The sequence below is a fragment of the Amycolatopsis sp. 195334CR genome, from assembly GCF_017309385.1.
Taxonomy (GTDB): domain Bacteria; phylum Actinomycetota; class Actinomycetes; order Mycobacteriales; family Pseudonocardiaceae; genus Amycolatopsis.
In genome coordinates, this window is record NZ_JAFJMJ010000001.1 from 1 (window position 1) to 18863 (window position 18863).

Annotated in this window: 19 protein-coding genes and 1 tRNA gene; 11 read left to right on the plus strand and 9 right to left on the minus strand. The window is 70.5% G+C overall.

Features of this window, described 5'->3' with window-relative positions; all coding sequences use genetic code 11:
* Positions 1–38: 38 nt before the first annotated feature.
* Positions 39–863, minus strand: coding sequence for an alpha/beta fold hydrolase (locus tag JYK18_RS00005; RefSeq protein WP_206798879.1), 825 nt, complete (start codon positions 861–863; stop codon positions 39–41).
* Between the two features lie 110 nt (positions 864–973).
* Between JYK18_RS00005 and JYK18_RS00010 the strand changes: the two genes are divergently transcribed.
* The 4 genes from JYK18_RS00010 to JYK18_RS00025 all read left to right on the plus strand — a co-directional run bounded on the left by JYK18_RS00010 (position 974) and on the right by JYK18_RS00025 (position 4546).
* The gene (locus JYK18_RS00010) at positions 974–1591 is read left to right on the plus strand and encodes a TetR family transcriptional regulator (RefSeq protein WP_206798880.1); all 618 of its coding nucleotides are present in this window, start codon (positions 974–976) and stop codon (positions 1589–1591) included.
* 83 nt (positions 1592–1674) lie between these two features.
* Positions 1675–3210, plus strand: a complete 1536-nt coding sequence (locus tag JYK18_RS00015; RefSeq protein ID WP_206798881.1) for an MDR family MFS transporter — start codon at positions 1675–1677, stop codon at positions 3208–3210.
* 9 nt (positions 3211–3219) lie between these two features.
* Positions 3220–4053 carry an alpha/beta fold hydrolase gene (locus JYK18_RS00020; RefSeq protein WP_206798882.1) on the plus strand — a complete coding sequence of 278 codons (834 nt, stop codon included), beginning with the start codon at positions 3220–3222 and terminating at the stop codon, positions 4051–4053.
* Positions 4054–4063: 10 nt separating this feature from the next.
* Entirely contained in the window at positions 4064–4546 is a 483-nt protein-coding gene (locus JYK18_RS00025) for a histidine phosphatase family protein (protein WP_206798884.1), read from the plus strand.
* On the opposite strand, the gene JYK18_RS00030 is transcribed toward JYK18_RS00025, so the two are convergent.
* Together JYK18_RS00030 and JYK18_RS00035 are read right to left on the minus strand one after the other, a co-directional pair.
* Positions 4533–5357: an EamA family transporter gene (locus tag JYK18_RS00030; protein WP_206798886.1), complete on the minus strand. Its 825-nt coding sequence runs from the start codon at positions 5355–5357 to the stop codon at positions 4533–4535. The two genes, JYK18_RS00025 and JYK18_RS00030, sit on opposite strands and share 14 nt — an antisense overlap.
* Positions 5350–5856 (minus strand): MarR family transcriptional regulator, encoded by a 507-nt coding sequence (locus tag JYK18_RS00035; protein WP_206798888.1) that lies wholly within the window; start codon positions 5854–5856, stop codon positions 5350–5352. The genes JYK18_RS00030 and JYK18_RS00035 overlap by 8 nt, the downstream gene beginning before the upstream one ends.
* 108 nt (positions 5857–5964) lie before the next feature.
* Here JYK18_RS00035 and JYK18_RS00040 point away from each other — a divergent pair, with 108 nt between their 5' ends.
* Positions 5965–6765 carry an NAD(P)H-binding protein gene (locus JYK18_RS00040; protein WP_206798890.1) on the plus strand — a complete coding sequence of 267 codons (801 nt, stop codon included), beginning with the start codon at positions 5965–5967 and terminating at the stop codon, positions 6763–6765.
* A gap of 40 nt (positions 6766–6805) precedes the next feature.
* Here the strand turns inward: JYK18_RS00040 and JYK18_RS00045 are convergent.
* The 3 genes from JYK18_RS00045 to JYK18_RS00055 all read right to left on the minus strand — a co-directional run bounded on the left by JYK18_RS00045 (position 6806) and on the right by JYK18_RS00055 (position 7898).
* Positions 6806–6877: transfer RNA gene (locus tag JYK18_RS00045), tRNA-Val, on the minus strand.
* Between the two features lie 49 nt (positions 6878–6926).
* Entirely contained in the window at positions 6927–7388 is a 462-nt protein-coding gene (locus JYK18_RS00050; protein WP_206798892.1) for a peroxiredoxin, read from the minus strand.
* Positions 7389–7481: 93 nt separating this feature from the next.
* Complete coding sequence (locus JYK18_RS00055) at positions 7482–7898, minus strand: DUF3052 domain-containing protein (protein ID WP_206798894.1); 417 nt, start codon at positions 7896–7898, stop codon at positions 7482–7484.
* Positions 7899–8292: 394 nt separating this feature from the next.
* Between JYK18_RS00055 and aceE the strand changes: the two genes are divergently transcribed.
* The 3 genes from aceE (at position 8293) to JYK18_RS00070 (ending at position 14239) form a co-directional block, all read left to right on the plus strand.
* The gene (gene aceE, locus JYK18_RS00060) at positions 8293–11103 is read left to right on the plus strand and encodes a pyruvate dehydrogenase (acetyl-transferring), homodimeric type (protein WP_206798896.1); all 2811 of its coding nucleotides are present in this window, start codon (positions 8293–8295) and stop codon (positions 11101–11103) included.
* Between the two features lie 77 nt (positions 11104–11180).
* On the plus strand, positions 11181–12392 hold the full coding sequence (locus tag JYK18_RS00065; protein WP_307795724.1) for an alpha-hydroxy acid oxidase: 1212 nt from the start codon (positions 11181–11183) through the stop codon (positions 12390–12392).
* Positions 12393–12628: 236 nt separating this feature from the next.
* Positions 12629–14239 (plus strand): L-lactate permease, encoded by a 1611-nt coding sequence (locus tag JYK18_RS00070; protein ID WP_206798900.1) that lies wholly within the window; start codon positions 12629–12631, stop codon positions 14237–14239.
* On the opposite strand, the gene JYK18_RS00075 is transcribed toward JYK18_RS00070, so the two are convergent.
* The 3 genes from JYK18_RS00075 to JYK18_RS00085 form a co-directional block, all read right to left on the minus strand.
* Positions 14220–14855, minus strand: coding sequence for a nicotinamide mononucleotide transporter family protein (locus JYK18_RS00075; RefSeq protein ID WP_206798901.1), 636 nt, complete (start codon positions 14853–14855; stop codon positions 14220–14222). The two genes, JYK18_RS00070 and JYK18_RS00075, sit on opposite strands and share 20 nt — an antisense overlap.
* A gap of 183 nt (positions 14856–15038) precedes the next feature.
* On the minus strand, positions 15039–15836 hold the full coding sequence (locus JYK18_RS00080) for a hypothetical protein (RefSeq protein WP_206798903.1): 798 nt from the start codon (positions 15834–15836) through the stop codon (positions 15039–15041).
* 263 nt (positions 15837–16099) lie between these two features.
* Complete coding sequence (locus tag JYK18_RS00085) at positions 16100–16258, minus strand: hypothetical protein (RefSeq protein ID WP_206798906.1); 159 nt, start codon at positions 16256–16258, stop codon at positions 16100–16102.
* Between the two features lie 93 nt (positions 16259–16351).
* Between JYK18_RS00085 and JYK18_RS00090 the strand changes: the two genes are divergently transcribed.
* The 3 genes from JYK18_RS00090 to JYK18_RS00100 are packed head-to-tail and all read left to right on the plus strand — an operon-like array spanning position 16352 to position 18750.
* Complete coding sequence (locus JYK18_RS00090; RefSeq protein ID WP_206798908.1) at positions 16352–17284, plus strand: SPFH domain-containing protein; 933 nt, start codon at positions 16352–16354, stop codon at positions 17282–17284.
* Between the two features lie 6 nt (positions 17285–17290).
* Positions 17291–17509, plus strand: a complete 219-nt coding sequence (locus JYK18_RS00095; RefSeq protein WP_206798911.1) for a hypothetical protein — start codon at positions 17291–17293, stop codon at positions 17507–17509.
* Positions 17510–17526: 17 nt separating this feature from the next.
* A complete protein-coding gene (locus JYK18_RS00100; protein WP_206798913.1) occupies positions 17527–18750 on the plus strand; it encodes a CdaR family transcriptional regulator in 1224 nt (407 codons plus the stop codon).
* The last annotated feature ends 113 nt before the right edge of the window (positions 18751–18863 follow it).

Consider the following 18863-nt stretch of genomic DNA (forward strand, 5'->3'; position numbering starts at 1 on the left):
GCCGAACAGGCCCTGAAAAGGGGGGTCCCTTAACTGGATCATGCCTGGTAGAAGGCGGTGAGCGCGCGGTTGAGGGGCTCGGCGGGCCAGAGCGGCAGCGAGTGGTGCGTCGCCTCGGGAAGGGTCAGCACCTCCAGCGAACCGACCGCGGCGCGCGCGTTCGCCTCCACCCGCCGCACGTCGTGCGCCCGGCTCTTCCCGGCGAGCACCAGCAACACCGGCATCGACAACGCGACCGACGACGGCCGCCTGCCCGCGACCACCTTCGTCGACGGGAACTCCGCGCCCAGCGACACCAGGTCGAGCCACTCCGGGTCGACCGGCGCCCCGCCCAGCTCCCACTCGAGGAAGGCGCGCTCGCGCTTGGCCGACGGCCGCAGCAGTGACGGCAGCGCGCGCAGCAGGTAGCCCGGCCGGAACCCGGCGAAGCACTGCGTCGGGTCGAGCAGCGCCAGCTTCCCCACGCGCGCGGGTGCCCGCAGCGCGTACGAGAGCGCGAGCCAGCCGCCGTAGGAGTGCCCGCACACCCCCGCGCCGGTGAGCCGGAAGTGGCGGAACAGCGAGTCCAGCCAGTCGAGCAGGTCACCGGGACGGCGGAACGGTCGTCCATTGTGGATGCTCCGACCAGGGCCGCCGAGCTGGTCGAACGCGTAGACCCGGTGCTCCCGGCTCAGCTCGGCGACGTTCCCCAGCCACGCCGCCGAGGTCGCACCCCCGCCGTGCAGCAACACCAGCGGGGCGCCGTCCGCCGGACCGCACACCTGCACGCGGGTGACCCCGAACTCCGACTCCACGTCCACCCGGCGGACCGCGACCGGCCAACGCCCCAGAACCGCGTCGTACGCGGCGAGGAATTCCTCCACCCGACCATCATGCCCGCGAACTCGAGCCCTGGTCAGGGCCCACTCGGCGGAGACCTGTTTCACATCCTGCAACTTTGCAGGCTCTGCAAAATTCTTGCTACCTTGGTCGCATGAACCAGCCCACCGGCCTGCGTGAGCGCAAGAAGCACGCCACGCACCGCACCCTGGCCGCCGCCGCGGTCCGGCTCGCCGCCGCGCACGGGCTCGACCACGTCACCGTCGAGGACATCGCGGGGGAAGCCGGGGTCTCGCCGCGGACCTTCTTCAACTACTTCGCGTCCAAGGAGGACGCGGTGCTGATGCCCTACCCGGACACCGAGGAGCGCACCCGCCGCTCGGTGGAGCGGTTCCTGGCCATGCCCGCCCACCTGTCCGCGCTGGCGGCGCTGGTCACGGCGATCCGCCCGGACATCGAGCTGGTCGAGGCCGACCGCGAGGAGTGGCTGGCGCGGATGTCGGTGATCGAGGCCAACCCGGCGCTGGTCTCGCGGGTGATGGCGTCGCAGGCCGACTCCAACCGGGCGCTGGTCGCCGCGATCGCCGAGCGCACCGGGCAGGACGCCGAGAAGGACCTGTTCCCCAGCCTGCTCTTCGGCGCGGTGGCCAACGCCATGCAGGTCTCGGTGCGCCGCTGGCACGCCGTCGGCGGCGAGGAGCCGCTCACCGAGTTCATCGACCAGGCCTGCGCGGTGCTCACCGCCGGGCTGCCGGATCCCGGCAAGCACTGATTTCCCGTCCGCGAGGACGGCCGTAAGCACCGAACCAAGGGGGTTTTGTGTCTGTAACCGCTGAGCCGGTGGAGTCGGACTCCATGGGCAGAAAGCAGGTCCTGGAGGCGTTCTCCGGGCTGCTGATGGGCATGTTCGTCGCCATCCTGGCGTCGACGGTGGTGGCCAACGCGCTGCCGAAGATCGTTTCCGAACTCGGCGGCTCCCAGTCGTCGTACACCTGGGTGGTCACCACCGAGCTGCTCGCGATGACCGCGACCGTTCCGCTGTGGGGCAAGCTCGCCGACCTGTACAACAAGAAGCTGCTCGTCCAGCTCTCCCTCGCGCTGTTCGTGCTGGGTTCGCTGGTCGCCGGGTTCTCGCAGAGCATCGAGGTGCTGATCGCGAGCCGGATCGCGCAGGGCATCGGGGCCGGTGGCCTGACCGCGCTGGCGCCGATCATCCTCGCGCTCATCGTCTCGCCGCGTGAGCTGGGCAAGTACTCGGGCATCTTCGGCGCGGTGTTCGCCGTGGGCACGGTGGCCGGGCCGCTGATCGGCGGCGTGCTGGTGGACACCTCGTGGCTGGGCTGGCGCTGGTGCTTCTTCCTCGGGGTGCCGCTGGCGATCGCGGCGATCCTGCTGCTGCAGCGCACGCTGAACCTGCCGACCGTGCGCAAGGAAGTCAAGATCGACTACCTGGGCGCGGCGCTGATCATGTCCGGGGTGTCCGTGCTGCTGGTGTGGACTTCGCTGGCGGGCAACCAGTTCGACTGGTGGTCGGGCTGGACGGTGGCGATGGTCGGCGGTGGCCTGGCGATCCTGGCGGCGGCGGTCTTCGTCGAGTCGAAGGTGCCCGAGCCGATCGTGCCGCTGAGCCTGTTCCGCAACCGGACGGTGGCGCTCACCACCACGGCCAGCTTCCTGGTCGGCATGGCGATGTTCGCCGGCACGGTGTTCCTGTCGCAGTACTTCCAGCTGTCGCTGGGCAAAACGCCGACCGAGGCCGGGCTGATGAGCCTGCCGCTGATCTTCGGCCTGCTCATCTCGTCGACCGTGTCCGGTCAGCTGATCAGCCGGACCGGGGTGTGGAAGCGGTACGTGCTCACCGGTGGTGTGCTGATGGTGGCCGGGCTGCTGCTGCTCGGCACGATCGGCGCGGGCACCTCGGTGCTCCTGCTCAGCGTGTACATGCTGGTGCTCGGCGCCGGGCTCGGCATGTTGATGCAGAACCTGGTGCTGGTGGCGCAGAACGACGTGCCCGCGCACGAACTCGGCACGGCCACCTCCACGCTGTCGTTCTTCCGCAGCCTTGGCGGCTCGATCGGGGTCAGCGCGCTGGGCGCGGTGCTGGCGAACCGGGTGACCACGCTCACCGCGGAGGGCCTCGGCCCGATGGCGGCGGGCGCGGGCTCCGGTGAGGGCGGCGGGCACGGTTCGGTGCCGGACCTGTCCACCCTGCCCGAGCCGATCGCCGCGGTGATCCGGGACGCGTACGGCGCGGCCACCAGCGAGATCTTCCTGATCGGCGCGCCGATCGCGGTGCTCGCGGTGCTGGTCACCGTGTTCATCAAGCAGATCCCGCTGAAGACCGAAAGCGGCGCGCAGCGCCTCGCGGCCGAGGACGCGGTCGCCCATTAAGGTGCGGCTGTGACCGAACAGTTCAGCATCGAGACCCCGGCCGGATCCTTCGACGCGATCGCGGCCGGGCCGCCCGATGGCCGTCCGGTCCTGCTGCTGCACGGGTTCCCCGAGGCGTCGCTCACCTGGGAGCACCAGGTGGGCGCGCTCGGGGCGGCCGGTTTCCGCGCGGTGGCGCCGGACCAGCGCGGCTACTCCCCCGGCGTCCGGCCGGAGCAGGCCAGCGAGTACTCGATCGACGACCTGGTCGGCGACGTGCTGGCGATGGCGGAAGCGCTGGGCTGGCGCCGGTTCGACCTGGTCGGGCACGACTGGGGTGCGGCCGTCGCGTGGTGGACCGCCGACGCCCATCCGGACCGCCTCCGCACGCTGAGCGCGGTCTCCACCCCGCATCCCGCCGCGCTGGCGGCCGCCATGAAGACCGATGAGGACCAGCACCTGCGCTCGGCGTACATGACCGAATGGCGGCAGACCCGCGTCACCGAGCGCCGGATGCTGGACAACAACGCCGAGGCGTTGCGCCGGATGTTCGAGTGGAAGGTGCCGCCGAGCCGGGTCGAGGAGTACGTCCAGCGGCTGTCCGAACCGGGCGCGCTGACCGCCGCGCTGAACTGGTACCGCGCCGGCCGTCCCGGCGGGAAGATCGGCAAGATCAGCGTTCCGACGCTCTACGTGTGGAGCACCGAGGACGTGGCGTTCGGCTCGACGGCCGCGCTGGACACGGAGAACTGGGTCAGCGCGGCCTACCGCTTCGAAATGTTCGAGGACGTTTCGCACTGGGTGCCCGAAGAGGCGCCGGAGGCGCTCGCCACCGTCCTGCTTGAACACCTTTCCGCGCATTAGGCTCGCGCCCATGCGACTCATCGTGATGCGGCACGCGAAATCCGCTTGGCCCGACGGGATCGCGGACTTCGACCGCCCGCTGGCCGAACGCGGGCTGCGCGACGCGCCCGCCGCCGGCCGCTGGATCCGGGAGAACGGCCCGGCGCCCGAGGTGGTGGTGTGCTCCCCGGCCGTCCGGGCCCGCACCACCGCGGACCTGGTCACCACCGAACTCGCCGCGCAGCCGGAGACGCGGCACGACGAACGCCTCTACGGCGAACCGGTCGAGACCGTGGTCGAGGTGATCCGCGACCTCCCCGCCGTCGAGACGGTGCTGCTCGTCGGCCACAACCCGATCCTCGAGGACCTGGTGGCGTTGCTCACCGGCGTCACCGTCGAGATGAAGACCTCGACCGTCGCGGTGCTGACCGGCGACCGCCCGTGGGCCGAGGCCGGTTCCGGCTGGGCGAAGCTGGACACGGTCACCACCCCGCGCGGGGTCAGCCCAGCGTGATCAGCGCGATCGCGGCGACGGCACCGAGCAGTCCCGCGGTCTGCGTCCGGTTGACGCGCTCGCCGAGGAAAACCATCGCCAGCACCACCGGAATGGCCGGGTAGAGCGCGGACAGCACGGTCGCCATCGCGACGAGTTGCTGTTGCGTGGCGTACCAGTAGAGCAGGAGTGCGACGCTGCCGAGCACGCCCGCGGCACCGGCGAGCAGCGCCGGCCGGGGCAGCATCCGCAGGGTGTGGCCCGTGCCGAGCAGCAGGACCGCGATCACCACGACCGAGCTGATCCGGCTGACCGCGATCGGCCACAGCCCGGCGTCCGCCGGTACCCGCGCCATCGCCAGGAACTGCACGGCGAAGCCGATTCCCGCGATGACCGCGTCGAGGAACCCCGGCGGAATCCCCCGTTCCGCCGGTCCGGTGCGGGAAACCAGCCACACCGCGACGAGCGCGCAGACGACGCCCGCCCCGGCCGTCAGCGAGAACCGTTCGCCGAGCAGGACCACGCCCGCGAGCACCGGGATGGCGACCGCGCCGAGGTCGCTGATCGGTACCACCACGCTCATCGCGCCGCGTCCGATCGCGCGGTACAGGAAAGCGACGCCGACGCCGGTACCGATCCCGGAGAGCGCGCCCCAGCCGAGCCCGTCGCCGCTCCCGCCCGCGAAGAAGGCGACCGGGACGGCCACCGCGGTGCCGCCGAGCTGGGCGTGGAGCGAGACGGTCATGCCCGGTTTCGTTCGCGAGAGCAGGCCGTTCGCGAAATGCGTGATGCCGAAGCAGAGCGCGGAGGTCAGCGCGAGCAGTTCACCCACGGCGGCGGCACTCCTCCCCCACCGGACACCGCGCGCACACCTGCCGATCGCACAGGCGGCACAGCACGTACTCGGAGCTGCGGTGTTCGACGAGCCCGGCGAGCAGTACCTCCAGCGCGGGCGCGAACGCTTGCACCTGCTCGTCGGTCAGCGGTTCGAGCAAGTCCAGCAGGACGCGGCTGCGGGCTTCGAGCAGTTCTTCCGCCCGGGCGCGGCCGGTCGCGGTCAGCGTCAGGCGGACGCCCCTGCCACCGGGGTGGTGCCGCTCGACCAGCCCGGCGGCGAGCAGCGTGTCGAGCATGCGGGCGGCGGCGGGCTGGCTGAGGCCGATGCGCGCGCCGAGTTCGGTGACGCCGATGCCGGGTTCGACCAGCAGCGTGGACAACGCGGCCGCGCCGCTCGCGCTCACCCCGGCCGCGCGGGCCGCTTCGCCGCTGACGCGTTCGGCCACGGCCAGTGCGCCGGCGCCGAGCAGATTGGCCACGCGGGATCTATTCATAACTCATGCATAGGTCATGGTGAGCCGGCTCGCAACCCGGCGGCGTTGACTTAAACCTTCGTTCAACTTTTAGCGTTGGCGGTAGTTGGCCCGACGAAAGGAAATCCCATGTCGAAGACCGTGCTGGTGACCGGTGCCACCGGAAACGTCGGCGGTGCACTGCTGCCGCTGCTGCTCGCCGAGGGCGTGCGTGTCCGTGCGCTGGTGCGCAAGCCCGCTTCGCTGCCGGACGGGGTCGAGCAGGTCATCGGCGACCTGACCGACCCGGCGAGCATCGACACGACCGGCGTCGACGCCGTGTTCCTGGTGTGGCCGAGTTTCGACACCACGCTCGCGCCGGACGTGGTGTCACGGCTGGCCAAGCGGGTGGTCTACCTGTCGGCGGACGGCGTGCCGTTCCACGCCGAGGTGGAGCGGGCGATCGAGGCGGCGGTGCCGGAGTGGACCTTCCTGCGGCCGTCGGGGTTCGCGGCGAACGCCCGGATCTGGACGGACCAGATCCTCGCCGGTGATGTGGTGCGCTGGCCGTTCGCCGAGGCCAGGCGGTCGCTGATCCACGAGCACGACATCGCCGCGGTGGCCGCCCGCGCCCTGCTCGACGACGGGCACGCGGGGCAGGTGTACTCCTTCACCGGGCCGGAATCGATCACGCAGGCGGAACAGGTCCGGTTGATCGGGGAGGCGCTGGGCCGCCCGTTGCGCTTCGAAGAACTGCCGGTCGATGCCGCGCGGGAGAAACTGCTGGCTTCCGGCTGGGACCCGGCCTTCGCCGACGGTGCTTTGGAGGCCTGGGCTGAGATGGTCACCAATCCGGAACCGGTGAACCAGGAAGTCGAACGGATCACCGGGAAGGCGCCCTTGTCATTCCGCCAATGGGCCATCGACCGCGCGGACGCCTTCCGCGGATAAACGAGGGCACCGGGAGCGTGCCGAAGGCAACCGAACAGAGTGGGCGCAGCAGGATTCGAACCTGCGACCGCTCGGGTGTAAACCGAGTGCTCTCCCGCTGAGCTATGCGCCCGGTCGGCGGCACCCCGCCGCGAAGCACGGGGTGCCGCCGGAAGCCTGTGTCAGGCCAGTTCCGCCACGGCCTTCTTCCACGCGCCCTGGTCGCGCGCCTCGCCGGGCTGGTTGATCTCGGCGAACCGCACCACGCCGGTGCTGTCGATCAGGAAGGTACCGCGGTTGGCCAGGCCGGCCGCCTCGTTGAACACGCCATAGGTCTTGGCGACCTCACCGTGCGGCCAGAAGTCCGACAGCAGCGGGAACTGGTAACCCTGCTGCTCGGCCCAGGCCTTGAGGGAGAACGGGGTGTCCACGGACACGCCGATCACCTGCACGCCCTTGCCGTCGTACTCGGCGAACTCGTCCCGGATCTGGCACAGCTCACCCTGGCAGATCCCGCTGAACGCGAACGGGTAGAAGACCAGCAGCACCGGCTTCTCCCCCTGGAACGACGACAGCGTGACCGCCTGCTTGTTGTAGTCGTTGAGCGTGAAGTCCGGGGCCTTCGAACCGACCTCGACCGCCATACCAGCTTCCTCTCCCACTGCTCGACAAATACCGGCACCTGCCGCCGCAACCCTATCGTGCGAACGGCCGGGCCGGCGGGGGCACCGGCGGGGCTACTTGGACCGCGGTACCAGGCGGGTACCCGACCAGCCGGGGCCGACGCTGATGTTGGAGGTCTGCGACAGCCCCACCGCGGGCACCACCTCGGCGACCTCGCTGGGTTCGACGTGGCCGGGCTGACCGGTCTTCGGCGTCAGCACCCAGATCACCCCGTCATCGCTCAGCGGCTGCCTGACCTCGATCAACGTGTCGCCGAGGTCACCGTCGTCCTCGCGCCACCACAGCAGCACCACATCGATGACCTCCTGGGCGTCCTCGTCGAGGATCTCCCCGCCGATCTGCTCCTCGATCGCCGCACGAAGGTCGTCGTCGACGTCCTCGTCCCAGCCGATCTCCTGGACCACCATGTCCGGCTTGACCCCAAGCCTCTCGGCGACGCTGTTCTGCCCAGCGTCTCCCGCGGCGACCACGACTCAACTCCTCCAGCTAGCTTCTCGTCCGGCCGGTTCCGGCCGCACGTCCGACATGAATGGGGTTAGCGAACACTGGCGAGGCTGTCCGCGCAACCGTCCACACCGGATCTTCGCTCAACTCGTGCCCCAGCGTACGGCCGTCAAGCCCCCGCGCGGGGCCACCGTAGGGCGCCGCGCCCGCACGCGCTCGACCGGGCTGCCCTAGGGTGGGTAACAGTCGCGCGCGCGATACACCCGCAGGCCGGAGGCGCCGGGAACGGGTCCGCGGACGTTACCGCTCAGTAGCAGTGACGCGAGCAGCGCGAGCGACGACGATGGCACCAGCGGCGGAACCAAGACGCGCCGGCCATGGACTAGGCAACAGCGGAAACAAGTACGGCGAGGAGAACCCTTGGCCCCCCCAAGCAACGAGGCCGGGCGCGGCAACGCTTCCGGTCAGGAGGCCCCGGCGCGGGTCCGCGTCATTCGTGACGGTCTGGCCGCGCACCTGCCCGACATCGACCCGGAGGAGACCGCCGAATGGCTGGACTCCTTCGACGCGGCACTGGCCAGGGGCGGCCAGCAGCGCGCCCGGTACCTGATGCTCCGGGTGCTGGAGCGCGCTCGTGAGCGCAACATCGGCGTACCCCCGCTGACGGCCACGGACTACGTCAACACCATCCCCACCGAGAACGAGCCGTGGTTCCCCGGCGACGAGGAGCTCGAGCGGCGCTACCGGGCCTACATCCGGTGGAACGCGGCGATCATGGTGCACCGCGCGCAGCGGCCGGGGGTGGGTGTCGGCGGGCACATCTCCACCTACGCCTCCTCCGCCGCGCTCTACGAGGTGGGCTTCAACCACTTCTTCCGCGGCAAGGACCACTCCGGTGGCGGCGACCAGATCTTCATCCAGGGCCACGCCTCCCCCGGCATCTACGCGCGCGCGTTCCTCGAGGGCAGGCTGACCGAGCAGCAGCTCGACGGCTTCCGCCAGGAGTTCTCGCACGCCGGCGAGGGCGGCGGCCTGCCGTCGTACCCGCACCCGCGGCTGATGCCGGACTTCTGGGAGAACCCGACGGTGTCCATGGGCCTCGGCCCGATGAACGCGATCTACCAGGCCCGGTTCAACCGGTACCTGCGCGACCGCGGTATCAAGGACACCAGCGACCAGCACGTCTGGGCCTTCCTCGGCGACGGCGAGATGGACGAGCCGGAGTCGCGCGGGCTGATCCACGTGGCCGCGGGCGAGGGCCTGGACAACCTGACCTTCGTGATCAACTGCAACCTGCAGCGCCTGGACGGGCCGGTGCGCGGGAACGGCAAGATCATCCAGGAGCTGGAGTCGTACTTCCGCGGTGCCGGCTGGAACGTGATCAAGGTCATCTGGGGCCGCGAGTGGGACGGCCTGCTGCACGGCGACCGCGACGGCGCGCTGATCAACCTGATGAACACCACGCCCGACGGTGACTTCCAGACCTACAAGGCCAACGACGGCGCGTTCGTCCGCGAGCACTTCTTCGGCCGCGACCCGCGGACGAAGGAGCTGGTCAAGGACCTCTCCGACGCCGACATCTGGAACCTCAAGCGCGGTGGGCACGACTACCGCAAGGTCTACGCGGCGTACAAGGCCTCGCTGGAGCACCACGGCCAGCCGACGGTGATCCTGGCGCACACCATCAAGGGCTACGGCCTCGGCCCGGCGTTCGAGGGCCGCAACGCCACGCACCAGATGAAGAAGCTCACCCTGGACGACCTCAAGCTCTTCCGCGACTCGCAGCGCATCCCGATCAGCGACGAGGAGCTCGAGCGCGACCCGAAGCTGCCGCCGTACTACCACCCCGGCGAGGACTCGCCGGAGATCGAGTACCTGCTCAGCAGGCGGCGCACGCTCGGCGGCTTCCTTCCGGAGCGCCGCGGCGCCAAGGCGAAGGCGCTGGTGCTGCCCGGCGACAAGGTCTACGAGGGCATCCGCAAGGGCTCGGGCAAGCAGGAGGTGGCCACCACGATGGCCATCGTCCGGCTGATCCGCGAGCTGGCCAAGGACGGCGAGATCGGCAAGCGGATCGTGCCGATCATCCCGGACGAGGCCCGCACCTTCGGCCTCGACTCGATGTTCCCGACGGCCAAGATCTACAACCCGCACGGGCAGACCTACACCTCGGTCGACGCCAAGCTGATGCTGGCGTACAAGGAGTCCGAGCAGGGCCAGCTGCTGCACGAGGGCATCAACGAGGCGGGCTCGACGGCCTCGTTCACCGCGGTGGGCACCTCGTACGCCACGCACGGCGAGCCGATGATCCCGATCTACATCTTCTACTCGATGTTCGGGTTCCAGCGGACCGGCGACGGGCTGTACGCGGCGGCCGACCAGATGACCCGCGGGTTCGTGCTCGGCGCCACCGCCGGTCGCACCACGCTGACCGGTGAGGGCCTGCAGCACGCCGACGGGCACTCGCTGCTGCTCGCCTCGACGAACCCCGCCGTGGTCGCCTACGACCCGGCTTACTCGTTCGAGATCGCCCACATCGTCAAGGACGGGCTCCGCCGGATGTACGGCGAGGCCGGTCCGGACGGCAACGGCGAGAACATCTTCTACTACATCACCATCTACAACGAGCCGTACCAGCAGCCCGCCGAGCCGGAGAACCTCGATGTGGACGGGCTGCTCAAGGGCCTGTACAAGTACGCCGACGCGCCGTCGGGCGACGGTCCGGAGGCGCAGATCCTGGTCTCCGGCGTGACCATGCCGGACGCGCTCAAGGCGCAGGCCATGCTCGCCGAGGAGTGGGGCGTGCGGGCCGCGGTGTGGTCGGCCACCTCGTGGACCGAGCTGCGCCGCGAGGCGGTGGAGGCCGACCGGGACAACCTGCTCCACCCGGCCGACTCGCCGCGCGTGCCGTACGTCACGCGGGCGCTGCAGGACGCGACGGGCCCGGTGGTCGCGGTGTCCGACTGGATGCGGTCGGTGCCGGACCTGATCCGCCCGTGGGTCCCCGGCGACATGCTGACCCTGGGCACCGACGGGTTCGGTTTCTCCGACACCCGGCCCGCCGCCCGGCGCCACTTCCTGGTGGACGCCGAGTCGATCGTGGTCGGTGTGCTGACCGCGCTGGCCAAGCAGGGCAAGGTGGACAAGGCCAAGGCTGGCGAGGCGGCGCGCAAGTACCGCATCGACGACGTCACCGCGGCCGGTCCGCAGACCTCGGACTCTGGGAACGCCTGAGCGAAGGTGCTACAAAGGGCCCCGGCAGACATCTGATGTCTGCCGGGGCCCGTTTGCTCGAAAAGGGAGATGATCGCGTGACCAAGCGCCGCCTGCCCCGGCCCGCGGAACTCGCCGAGATCCTGCGCCCCAAGCCGTTCGTGCTGAACCCGACCGAGCGCAGGCTGGCGAACGCGCACACCATCGCCGACCTGCGGACCATCGCGCGCCGGCGGAGCCCGCGGGCGGTGTTCGACTACACCGACGGCGCGGCCGAGCTGGAGGACAGCCTGCTCCGCGCACGGCAGGCGTTCCGGCGGGTGGAGTTCCAGCCGCACGTGCTGCGTGACGTGTCCGAAGTGGACACTTCGAAGGAGATCCTCGGCCGGCGGTCGGCGATGCCGTTCGCCTTCGCGCCCACCGGGTTCACGCGGATGATGAACCACGAGGGCGAGCCAGCGGTGGCGCGCGTCGCCGAGCGGGCGGGCATCCCGTACGCGCTCTCGACCATGGGCACCACGTCGATCGAGGCGGTCGCCGAAGCGGCGCCGGACGCTCGGAAGTGGTTCCAGCTCTACGTCTGGCGCGACCGCGAGGCGGGCAAGGACCTGGTGCAGCGCGCCGGGGAGTGCGGGTACGACACGCTGCTGCTGACCGTGGACGTGCCGGTCGGCGGGGCGCGCATGCGCGACGTGCGCAACGGGCTGACCATCCCGCCCGCGCTCACCCTGAAGACCTTCGCCGACGGCGCCATGCACCCGGCGTGGTGGTTCAACCTGCTCACCACCGAGCCGCTCACCTTCGCCTCGCTGACCTCGTGGAACGGCACCGTCGCGGAACTGCTGAACACGCTGTTCGACCCGGCGCTGAACTTCGACGACCTGAGCTGGCTGCGCGAGCTGTGGCCGGGGAAGCTGGTGATCAAGGGCATCCAGAACCCGGCGGACGCGCGCGAGGTGATCAAGCTGGGCGCGGACGCGGTGATCGTGTCGAACCACGGCGGCCGCCAGCTCGACCGCGCGCCGACGCCGCTCGAGCTGCTGCCGCAGGTGCTGCAGGCGGTCGAGGGCAACGGCGAGGTGTGGCTGGACGGCGGTATCCTCTCCGGCGCGGACATCATCGCCGCCATCGCGAACGGCGCCGACGCCTGCCTGGTCGGGCGCGCGTACCTGTACGGGCTGATGGCCGGCGGGGAACGCGGGGTGCAGCGGGCCTACGAGATCCTGCGGACGGAGATCGTGCGCACCATGCGCCTGCTCGGTGTGCGCTCCCTGGACGAGCTGACCAGCAGCCACGCCCGAATCCGCTGACGCGCACCCCGCCGCCGCGGCCCGAGTGCGGTGAATGTGGCTTTCACAGCCGATTCCGCTGTGAAAGCCACATTCACCGCATCCGTCGGCGTGCCCGGGGGGGCTGATCGCCGGTCCGTCCGGTGGAACGCGGGGCTTGACGCGGACGGGAAAAGGTGACCAGGATCTCGGCCAGTTGGCGAAAGTCTGCTTTCACGATGCGGAATCCGTGCTGAACTCGTGGAAAGAGGTCCGAGGTGTTCGTCCAGGAACTCGCCCCGCTCGGCTCACTCGGCCTGTCCGCCCTCGTCGCCGCGCTCCCGCTGGCGACCGTGCTGGTGCTGCTCGGCGCGGTCCGGCTGAAGGCGCACCTGGCCGGCCTGATCGGGCTCGCGGTCGCCGCGCTGGTCGCGATCATCGTCTTCGGCATGCCGGTCGGCCAGACCGTCTCCGGCGCCGTGCAGGGCGCCGCGTTCGGCCTCTTCCCGATCCTCTGGATCGTGGTCAACGCGCTGTGGATCTACCGGCTGACCGTGCGCACCGGCCACTTCGACGTGCTGCGCCGCTCGTTCGGCCGGATCTCCGACGACCCCCGCATCCAGGCGCTGATCATCGCCTTCTGCTTCGGCGGGCTGATGGAGGCGCTCGCCGGGTTCGGCGCGCCGGTGGCCATCTCCACGGTGATGCTGGTGGCGCTCGGCTTCGCGCCGGTGAAGGCGGCGATCGTGGCGCTGGTGGCCAACACCGCCCCGGTCGCGTTCGGCGCGATGGGCACCCCGGTGGTCACCCTCGCCCAGGTCACCGGCCTGCCGCTGGAAAGCGTCTCGTCCATCGTCGGGCGCCAGACCCCGCTGCTCGCCGTCGTGGTGCCGCTGCTGCTGGTGCTGATCGTGGACGGCAAGCGCGGCCTGCGTGAGACCTGGGCCCCGGCGCTGACCTGCGGGCTCGCCTTCGGGTTCGTGCAGTTCCTCGCCTCGAACTACGTCTCGGCGCAGCTGGCCGACATCGGCGCCGCGCTCGCCGGGGTGGCCGCGGTGATGCTGGTGCCGTCGGCGCGCAAGCCCGCGCGGGCCGAGGTGAAGGCGTCCGTGCTCACCGGTTCGGCCACGGAATCCTTCGACGGCCGCGACGAACGCGCCGACGTGGTCAAGGCCTACGCGCCCTACCTGCTGATCATCGCGATCTTCTCGATCGGCCAGCTGCCGCCGGTGAAGAAGCTGCTCGACTCGGCCACCTGGAAGTTCGACTGGCCCTTCCTGGACGTGGCCGCGGCGAACGGCAAACCGGTCTCCGGCAACACCTTCAGCCTGCCGCTGCTGAACACCGGCGGCACGCTGGTGCTGCTCGCCGGGCTGATCACCGCGGTGGTGCTCAAGGTGAAGTGGCGCGACACCGCCCGCGAATGGGGCGCGACCGTGCACGAACTGCGGTTCGCCATCCTGACCGTGACCAGCGTGCTCGCACTGGCCTACGTGATGAACCTGTCCGGGCAGACCACCACCATCGGCAACCTGATCGCCGGGGCGGGCGGCGCGCTGGCCTTCCTCTCCCCCATCCTCGGCTGGTTCGGCGTGGCCGTGTCCGGCTCGGACACCTCGGCGAACGCCCTGTTCGGCGCCCTGCAGGTGACCGCGGCGAACCAGGCGGGCTTCTCCCCCGACCTGCTGGCCTCGGCGAACAGCTCCGGCGGCGTGCTGGGCAAGATGATCTCGCCGCAGAACCTGACCATCGCCTGCGCCGCGGCCCAGCTCAACGGTCAGGAGGGCAACCTGCTGCGCAAGGTGCTGCCGTGGAGCATCGGGCTGCTGCTGGTGATGTGCCTGATCGTGGCCGGGCAGGCCAGCTTCCTCAGCTGGATGCTGCCGTGACCCGGTCCGCGAGCACCTGCTTGGCGGTCCGGTTCCAGCTCCACCAGCCGTGCACCACCAGCACCGCGAAGACCAGGTAGACCGCGGCGGAGAACCACAGCCCGGAGGCGATCTGCAGCGGCACGCCGATCGCGTCGACCAGCAGCCAGACCAGCCAGAACTCGACCAGGCCGAGGCCCTGCGCGGCGAAGGCGACCAGGGTGCCGATGAAGATGGCGGCGTCCGGCCACGGCGCCCACGAGGCGTCGAGCAGGTCGAGCGTCAGCGCCATCGCGGCGGTCCCGGCGGCGAACGCGCCGAGCAGCACCAGCCGTTCGACCGGGCTGCCCTTGCGCACCACCACGCCGTAGACCGGATCGCGGCGCCGGGTCCAGGCCCACCAGCCGTAGACGGAGATCGCCAGGATCGCCACCTGCCTGCTGGCCAGCCCGCCGAGGTGGGCGGACAGGTAGACGGTGAACAGCAGCACGGTGGCCCCGACCTGCACCGGCCAGGTCCAGAGCGTGCGGCGCTGGGCGAGGAACACCACCGCGAGCGCGCACAGCTGACCGACCAGTTCGGCGATGGAGACCCACTGGCCGAAAACGGTCAGCCCGTGGTTCAGCAAGAAGTCCACCCCGTGCTCCTTCCCGTCACCGCACCCAACATGCTCCCTCCGCCCGGCATTCCCCAGTGAACTGTGAGCGGACAGACACCTTCCCGCACGCTGGGAGAACCCCTGAACGCAGTGAATGTGGCTTTCACAGCGTCAGACGCTGTGAAAGCCACATTCACTGCAGCCGGGACGGAGCCGGGCGGGTCAGCGCTCCGGGCGGGCGATGCCGGCCGGCGGTGTCGGAGCGTCGGTCGCGGTGGTCCGCGAACCGACGCGGCCGGTCCGCGAGTGCAGGCCGTTGGTGCCTTCGGCGGTCGCGGTGCCGCCGCCACTCCCGCTGCCGAGCTGGCCCTGCAGGCTGGTCAGCCAGCCCTCCCAGCGCTGCTGCGACGGCTTGATCAGGCCGCCGCCGATGCCCACCACGATCACGCCGCCGATGGTGGCCAGCACGGTCACCAGCACCGGCGTGGTCACCGTGGTGGCGATGTTGATCTGGTTCAGCGCCGCGATCACGCCGAAGGCCAGGATCAGGTAGTAGGCGATGTTGCCGATCAGCCCGCCGGCCGGGCGGCCGGACAGCGCGCCGGTGATCAGGTCGCGCACCACCTTGCCGATCGCCGCGGCCACGATCAGCAGCACGATCGCCACCGCGATCCGCGGCAGGAACGCGATCACGTCGTTGAGCAGCTGGCTCACCGGGTTGGACTCACCGAATACGCCGAACGCCAGCTGCAGCGCGATGAGCAGAATGAAGTAGTACACCAGCTTCGCGATGATGCCGATGGCGTCGACATTGGATTGTTTGAGCATCCCGGAAAGTCCGGTTTTCTCGACGAGTTTGGCGAAACCGAGCTTGCTCAGCACCAGGCTGAGCCCTTTCGACACGGCTTTGGCGATCAGCCAGCCGATCAGCAGGATGATCAGGAAACCGACCAATTTCGGGACGAACGTGGCCACCAGGTTCCACGCCTGCCCCAGCCCGTCTTTGAGCTGATCGCCCATAGTGTCCTCCTCGCTCGTACGCGAAACTTCGCTTTCGGCAAGCCTTGAACACCGGCCAGGCCGCGGCAACTCGGCAGGCGCACGATCGGGTGAGACAGGTGGCGCGAGCAGAAATCTCAGGCCATAGTTGAACTACCGGTGGGGACCGGGGAGACGAGGCCGCTCGGCGCAGCGAAAAACGCAAGCGCCGGGCGGCCTCGAGTATTTTTCACCTTTTTCTTTCGCAGGTCGCCAACCGGCCACCCAGCGTCATTCGCCGTCGCTCAGCGCGGTGCCGCGGTCAGTGCCAGTTCGGTCACCACGCGCAACACCAGCCCCGGCCCACCCGGCTCGGCCAGCGCCAGTTTCACCACCGTCACCGCGCAGAGGGCCAGCACGACCAGCACCGCGTTGCCCACCACGGCCCACCGCGTCGTCGCCATGCCCTCACCCCTGCCGGTCAGCTATTAAAGTGATATCACTATGCTAGGCTACGGCCGAGGGCACAAGCCCCCGAGGGTGGTGGGAGGACGACGATGACCAGCGAAGTACTGGAGCAGGTGGAGATGCCGGTCCCGCAGACGCGGGAGCGCGTGGTGCGCGCGGTGAACGGTTACACGATGTTCGCGGTGTCCGCGGCGGGCGTGCTGGGCGGACTCGCGCTGATCAGCTTCGGCCTGCCGCAGGCGATCGAGGGCAGCACCGGCGCCGGGGTGGCCATGCTGGTGCTGGGCGGGGTGCTGGTGCTGACCTGCGGGGTGCTCGGCCTCGGCCTGACCCCGGTCGCGCCCGGTGAGGCGCGGGTGATCCAGTTCCTCGGCCGCTACACCGGCACCCTGCGCACCGACGGCCTGCAGTGGGTCAACCCGTTCACCGAACGGCACCGCGTGTCCACCCGGATCCGCAACCACGAGACCGCGGTGGCCAAGGTCAACGACGCCGACGGCAACCCGATCGAGATCGCCGCGGTGGTGGTGTGGCAGGTGGCCGACACCGCGCAGGCGATGTTCGAGGTGGACGACTTCGTCGAGTTCGTCGCGATCCAGACCGAGACCGCGATCCGGCACATCGCCAACAACTACCCGTACGACACGCACGGCGAGGACACCCTGTCGCTGCGGGACAACGCCGACGAGATCACCGAGAAGCTCTCGGCCGAGATCGGCGCCAGGGTGGCCTCGGCCGGGGTGACCGTGATCGAATCGCGGATCACGCACCTGGCCTACGCCCCGGAGATCGCGCAGGCCATGCTGCGGCGGCAGCAGGCGGGCGCGGTGGTGGCGGCCAGGCAGCGCATCGTGGAGGGCGCGGTCGGCATGGTCGAGATGGCGCTCGACCGGCTCGCCGCGCACGACGTGGTGGAACTGGACGAGGAGCGCAAGGCGGCGATGGTGAGCAATCTGCTGGTGGTGCTGGTCGGCGACCGCGACACCCAGCCGGTGGTCAACGCCGGGACCCTCTACCAGTAGGCCACCGTGACCGAGCGCAAGAAGGTCCTGCTCCGGCTCGACCCCGCCGTGCACGACGCCATCGCCCGCTGGGCGGGGGACGAGCTGCGCAGCACCAACGCGCAGATCGAGTTCCTGCTCCGGCAGGCCCTGGCCGACGCCGGTCGCCTGCCGGGCAACGCGGGCCGGATGCGCAAGCGGGGCCGTCCGCCGAAGTCCACTTCGGACGATGGAGACGACTCCTGAACTACGATCTGGGCACCATGACCGCGCCAAGTCCACCGCCGCCCCGCCGCCAGGTCGAGAAGCGGCACGGCCTGTCCGCCAAGACGCTGCGCCGGCTCGAGCGCGCGTCGGGCAGGCTGGCCGCGGCCAGCGTCGCCGCGATGGAGGAGCGCCTGCCGTGGTTCGGCCGGATGTCGGCCGACCAGCGGGCCAGTGTGCTGCTGATCACCCAGTCCGGGGTGGCCGGGTTCGTCGGCTGGCTGCGGGATTCGCAGGAGGCGCTGAAGTTCACCACCGACGCCTTCCGCGGTGCCCCGGCCGAGCTGTCGCGCTGGCTGAGCCTGCGGCAGGCGGTCGGGCTGGTGCGGCTGGCGATCGAGGTGTTCGAGGAGCAGCTGCCCGAGTTCGCCGCCGACGACCGCGAGCGCGCGGCGCTGACCGAGGCGATCCTCCGCTACGGCAGGGAGATCGCCTTCGCCGCGGCCAACTCCTACGCCGCCGCGGCCGAGGCTCGCGGCGCGTGGGACGCCCGGCTGGAAGCGCTGGTGGTCGACGGCATCGTCCGTGGGGACGCCGAGGAATCGGTGCTCTCGCGGGCCTCGGCGCTGGGCTGGGAGCAGACCGCCGAGGCGACCGTGCTGGTCGGCACCCCGGCCTCGGACGACCCGCCCGCGGTGGTGTTCGACGTGCGCAGCCGCGCCGCCCGGATCGGCCGCCCGGTGCTGCTGAGCGTGCAGGGGTCCCGGCTGGTCGTGGTGGTGGCCGGGGCGACCGAGGGCGGCACCAAGGAACGCGAGGTGCTGACCAAGCTGGCCACCGCCTTCGCCGAGGGCCCGGTGGTCGCCGGGCCGACCGTGCCGAGCCTGGCCGAGGCGCACACCAGCGCCGCCGAAGCGCTGTCCGGCCTGCGCGCGGTGGTCGGCTGGCCGGGCGCGCCACGTCCGGTCCGGGCCTGGGAGCTGCTGCCCGAACGCGCGCTGGCCGGGGATCCTGAGGCCGAGCGGCAGCTGATCGAGGAAATCGCGCGACCGCTGGAGGAAGCGGGCACCTCCCTGCTCCAGACGGTGGAGACCTACCTGGAAAGCGGCGGCGTGCTGGAGATCTGCGCGCGGACGCTGTTCGTGCACCCCAACACCGTCCGGTACCGCCTGCGCCGGGCCGCCGAGCTGACCGGCCGCCACGCCGCCGACCCGAGGGACGCGCTGGTGCTGCGGATCGCGCTGACCGTCGGCAGGCTGGCGAGGGCCCGCGGGCTGTGGTGAGAAAGCTCGTCCGCCCGTGACCCAGCTCACCAAAATTCTGCCCAAACCCGACAAGACATTTGGGTACGAAGGGTTCATGGCCCCGTCACATTTGTAGGGTCCCTACAAATCCG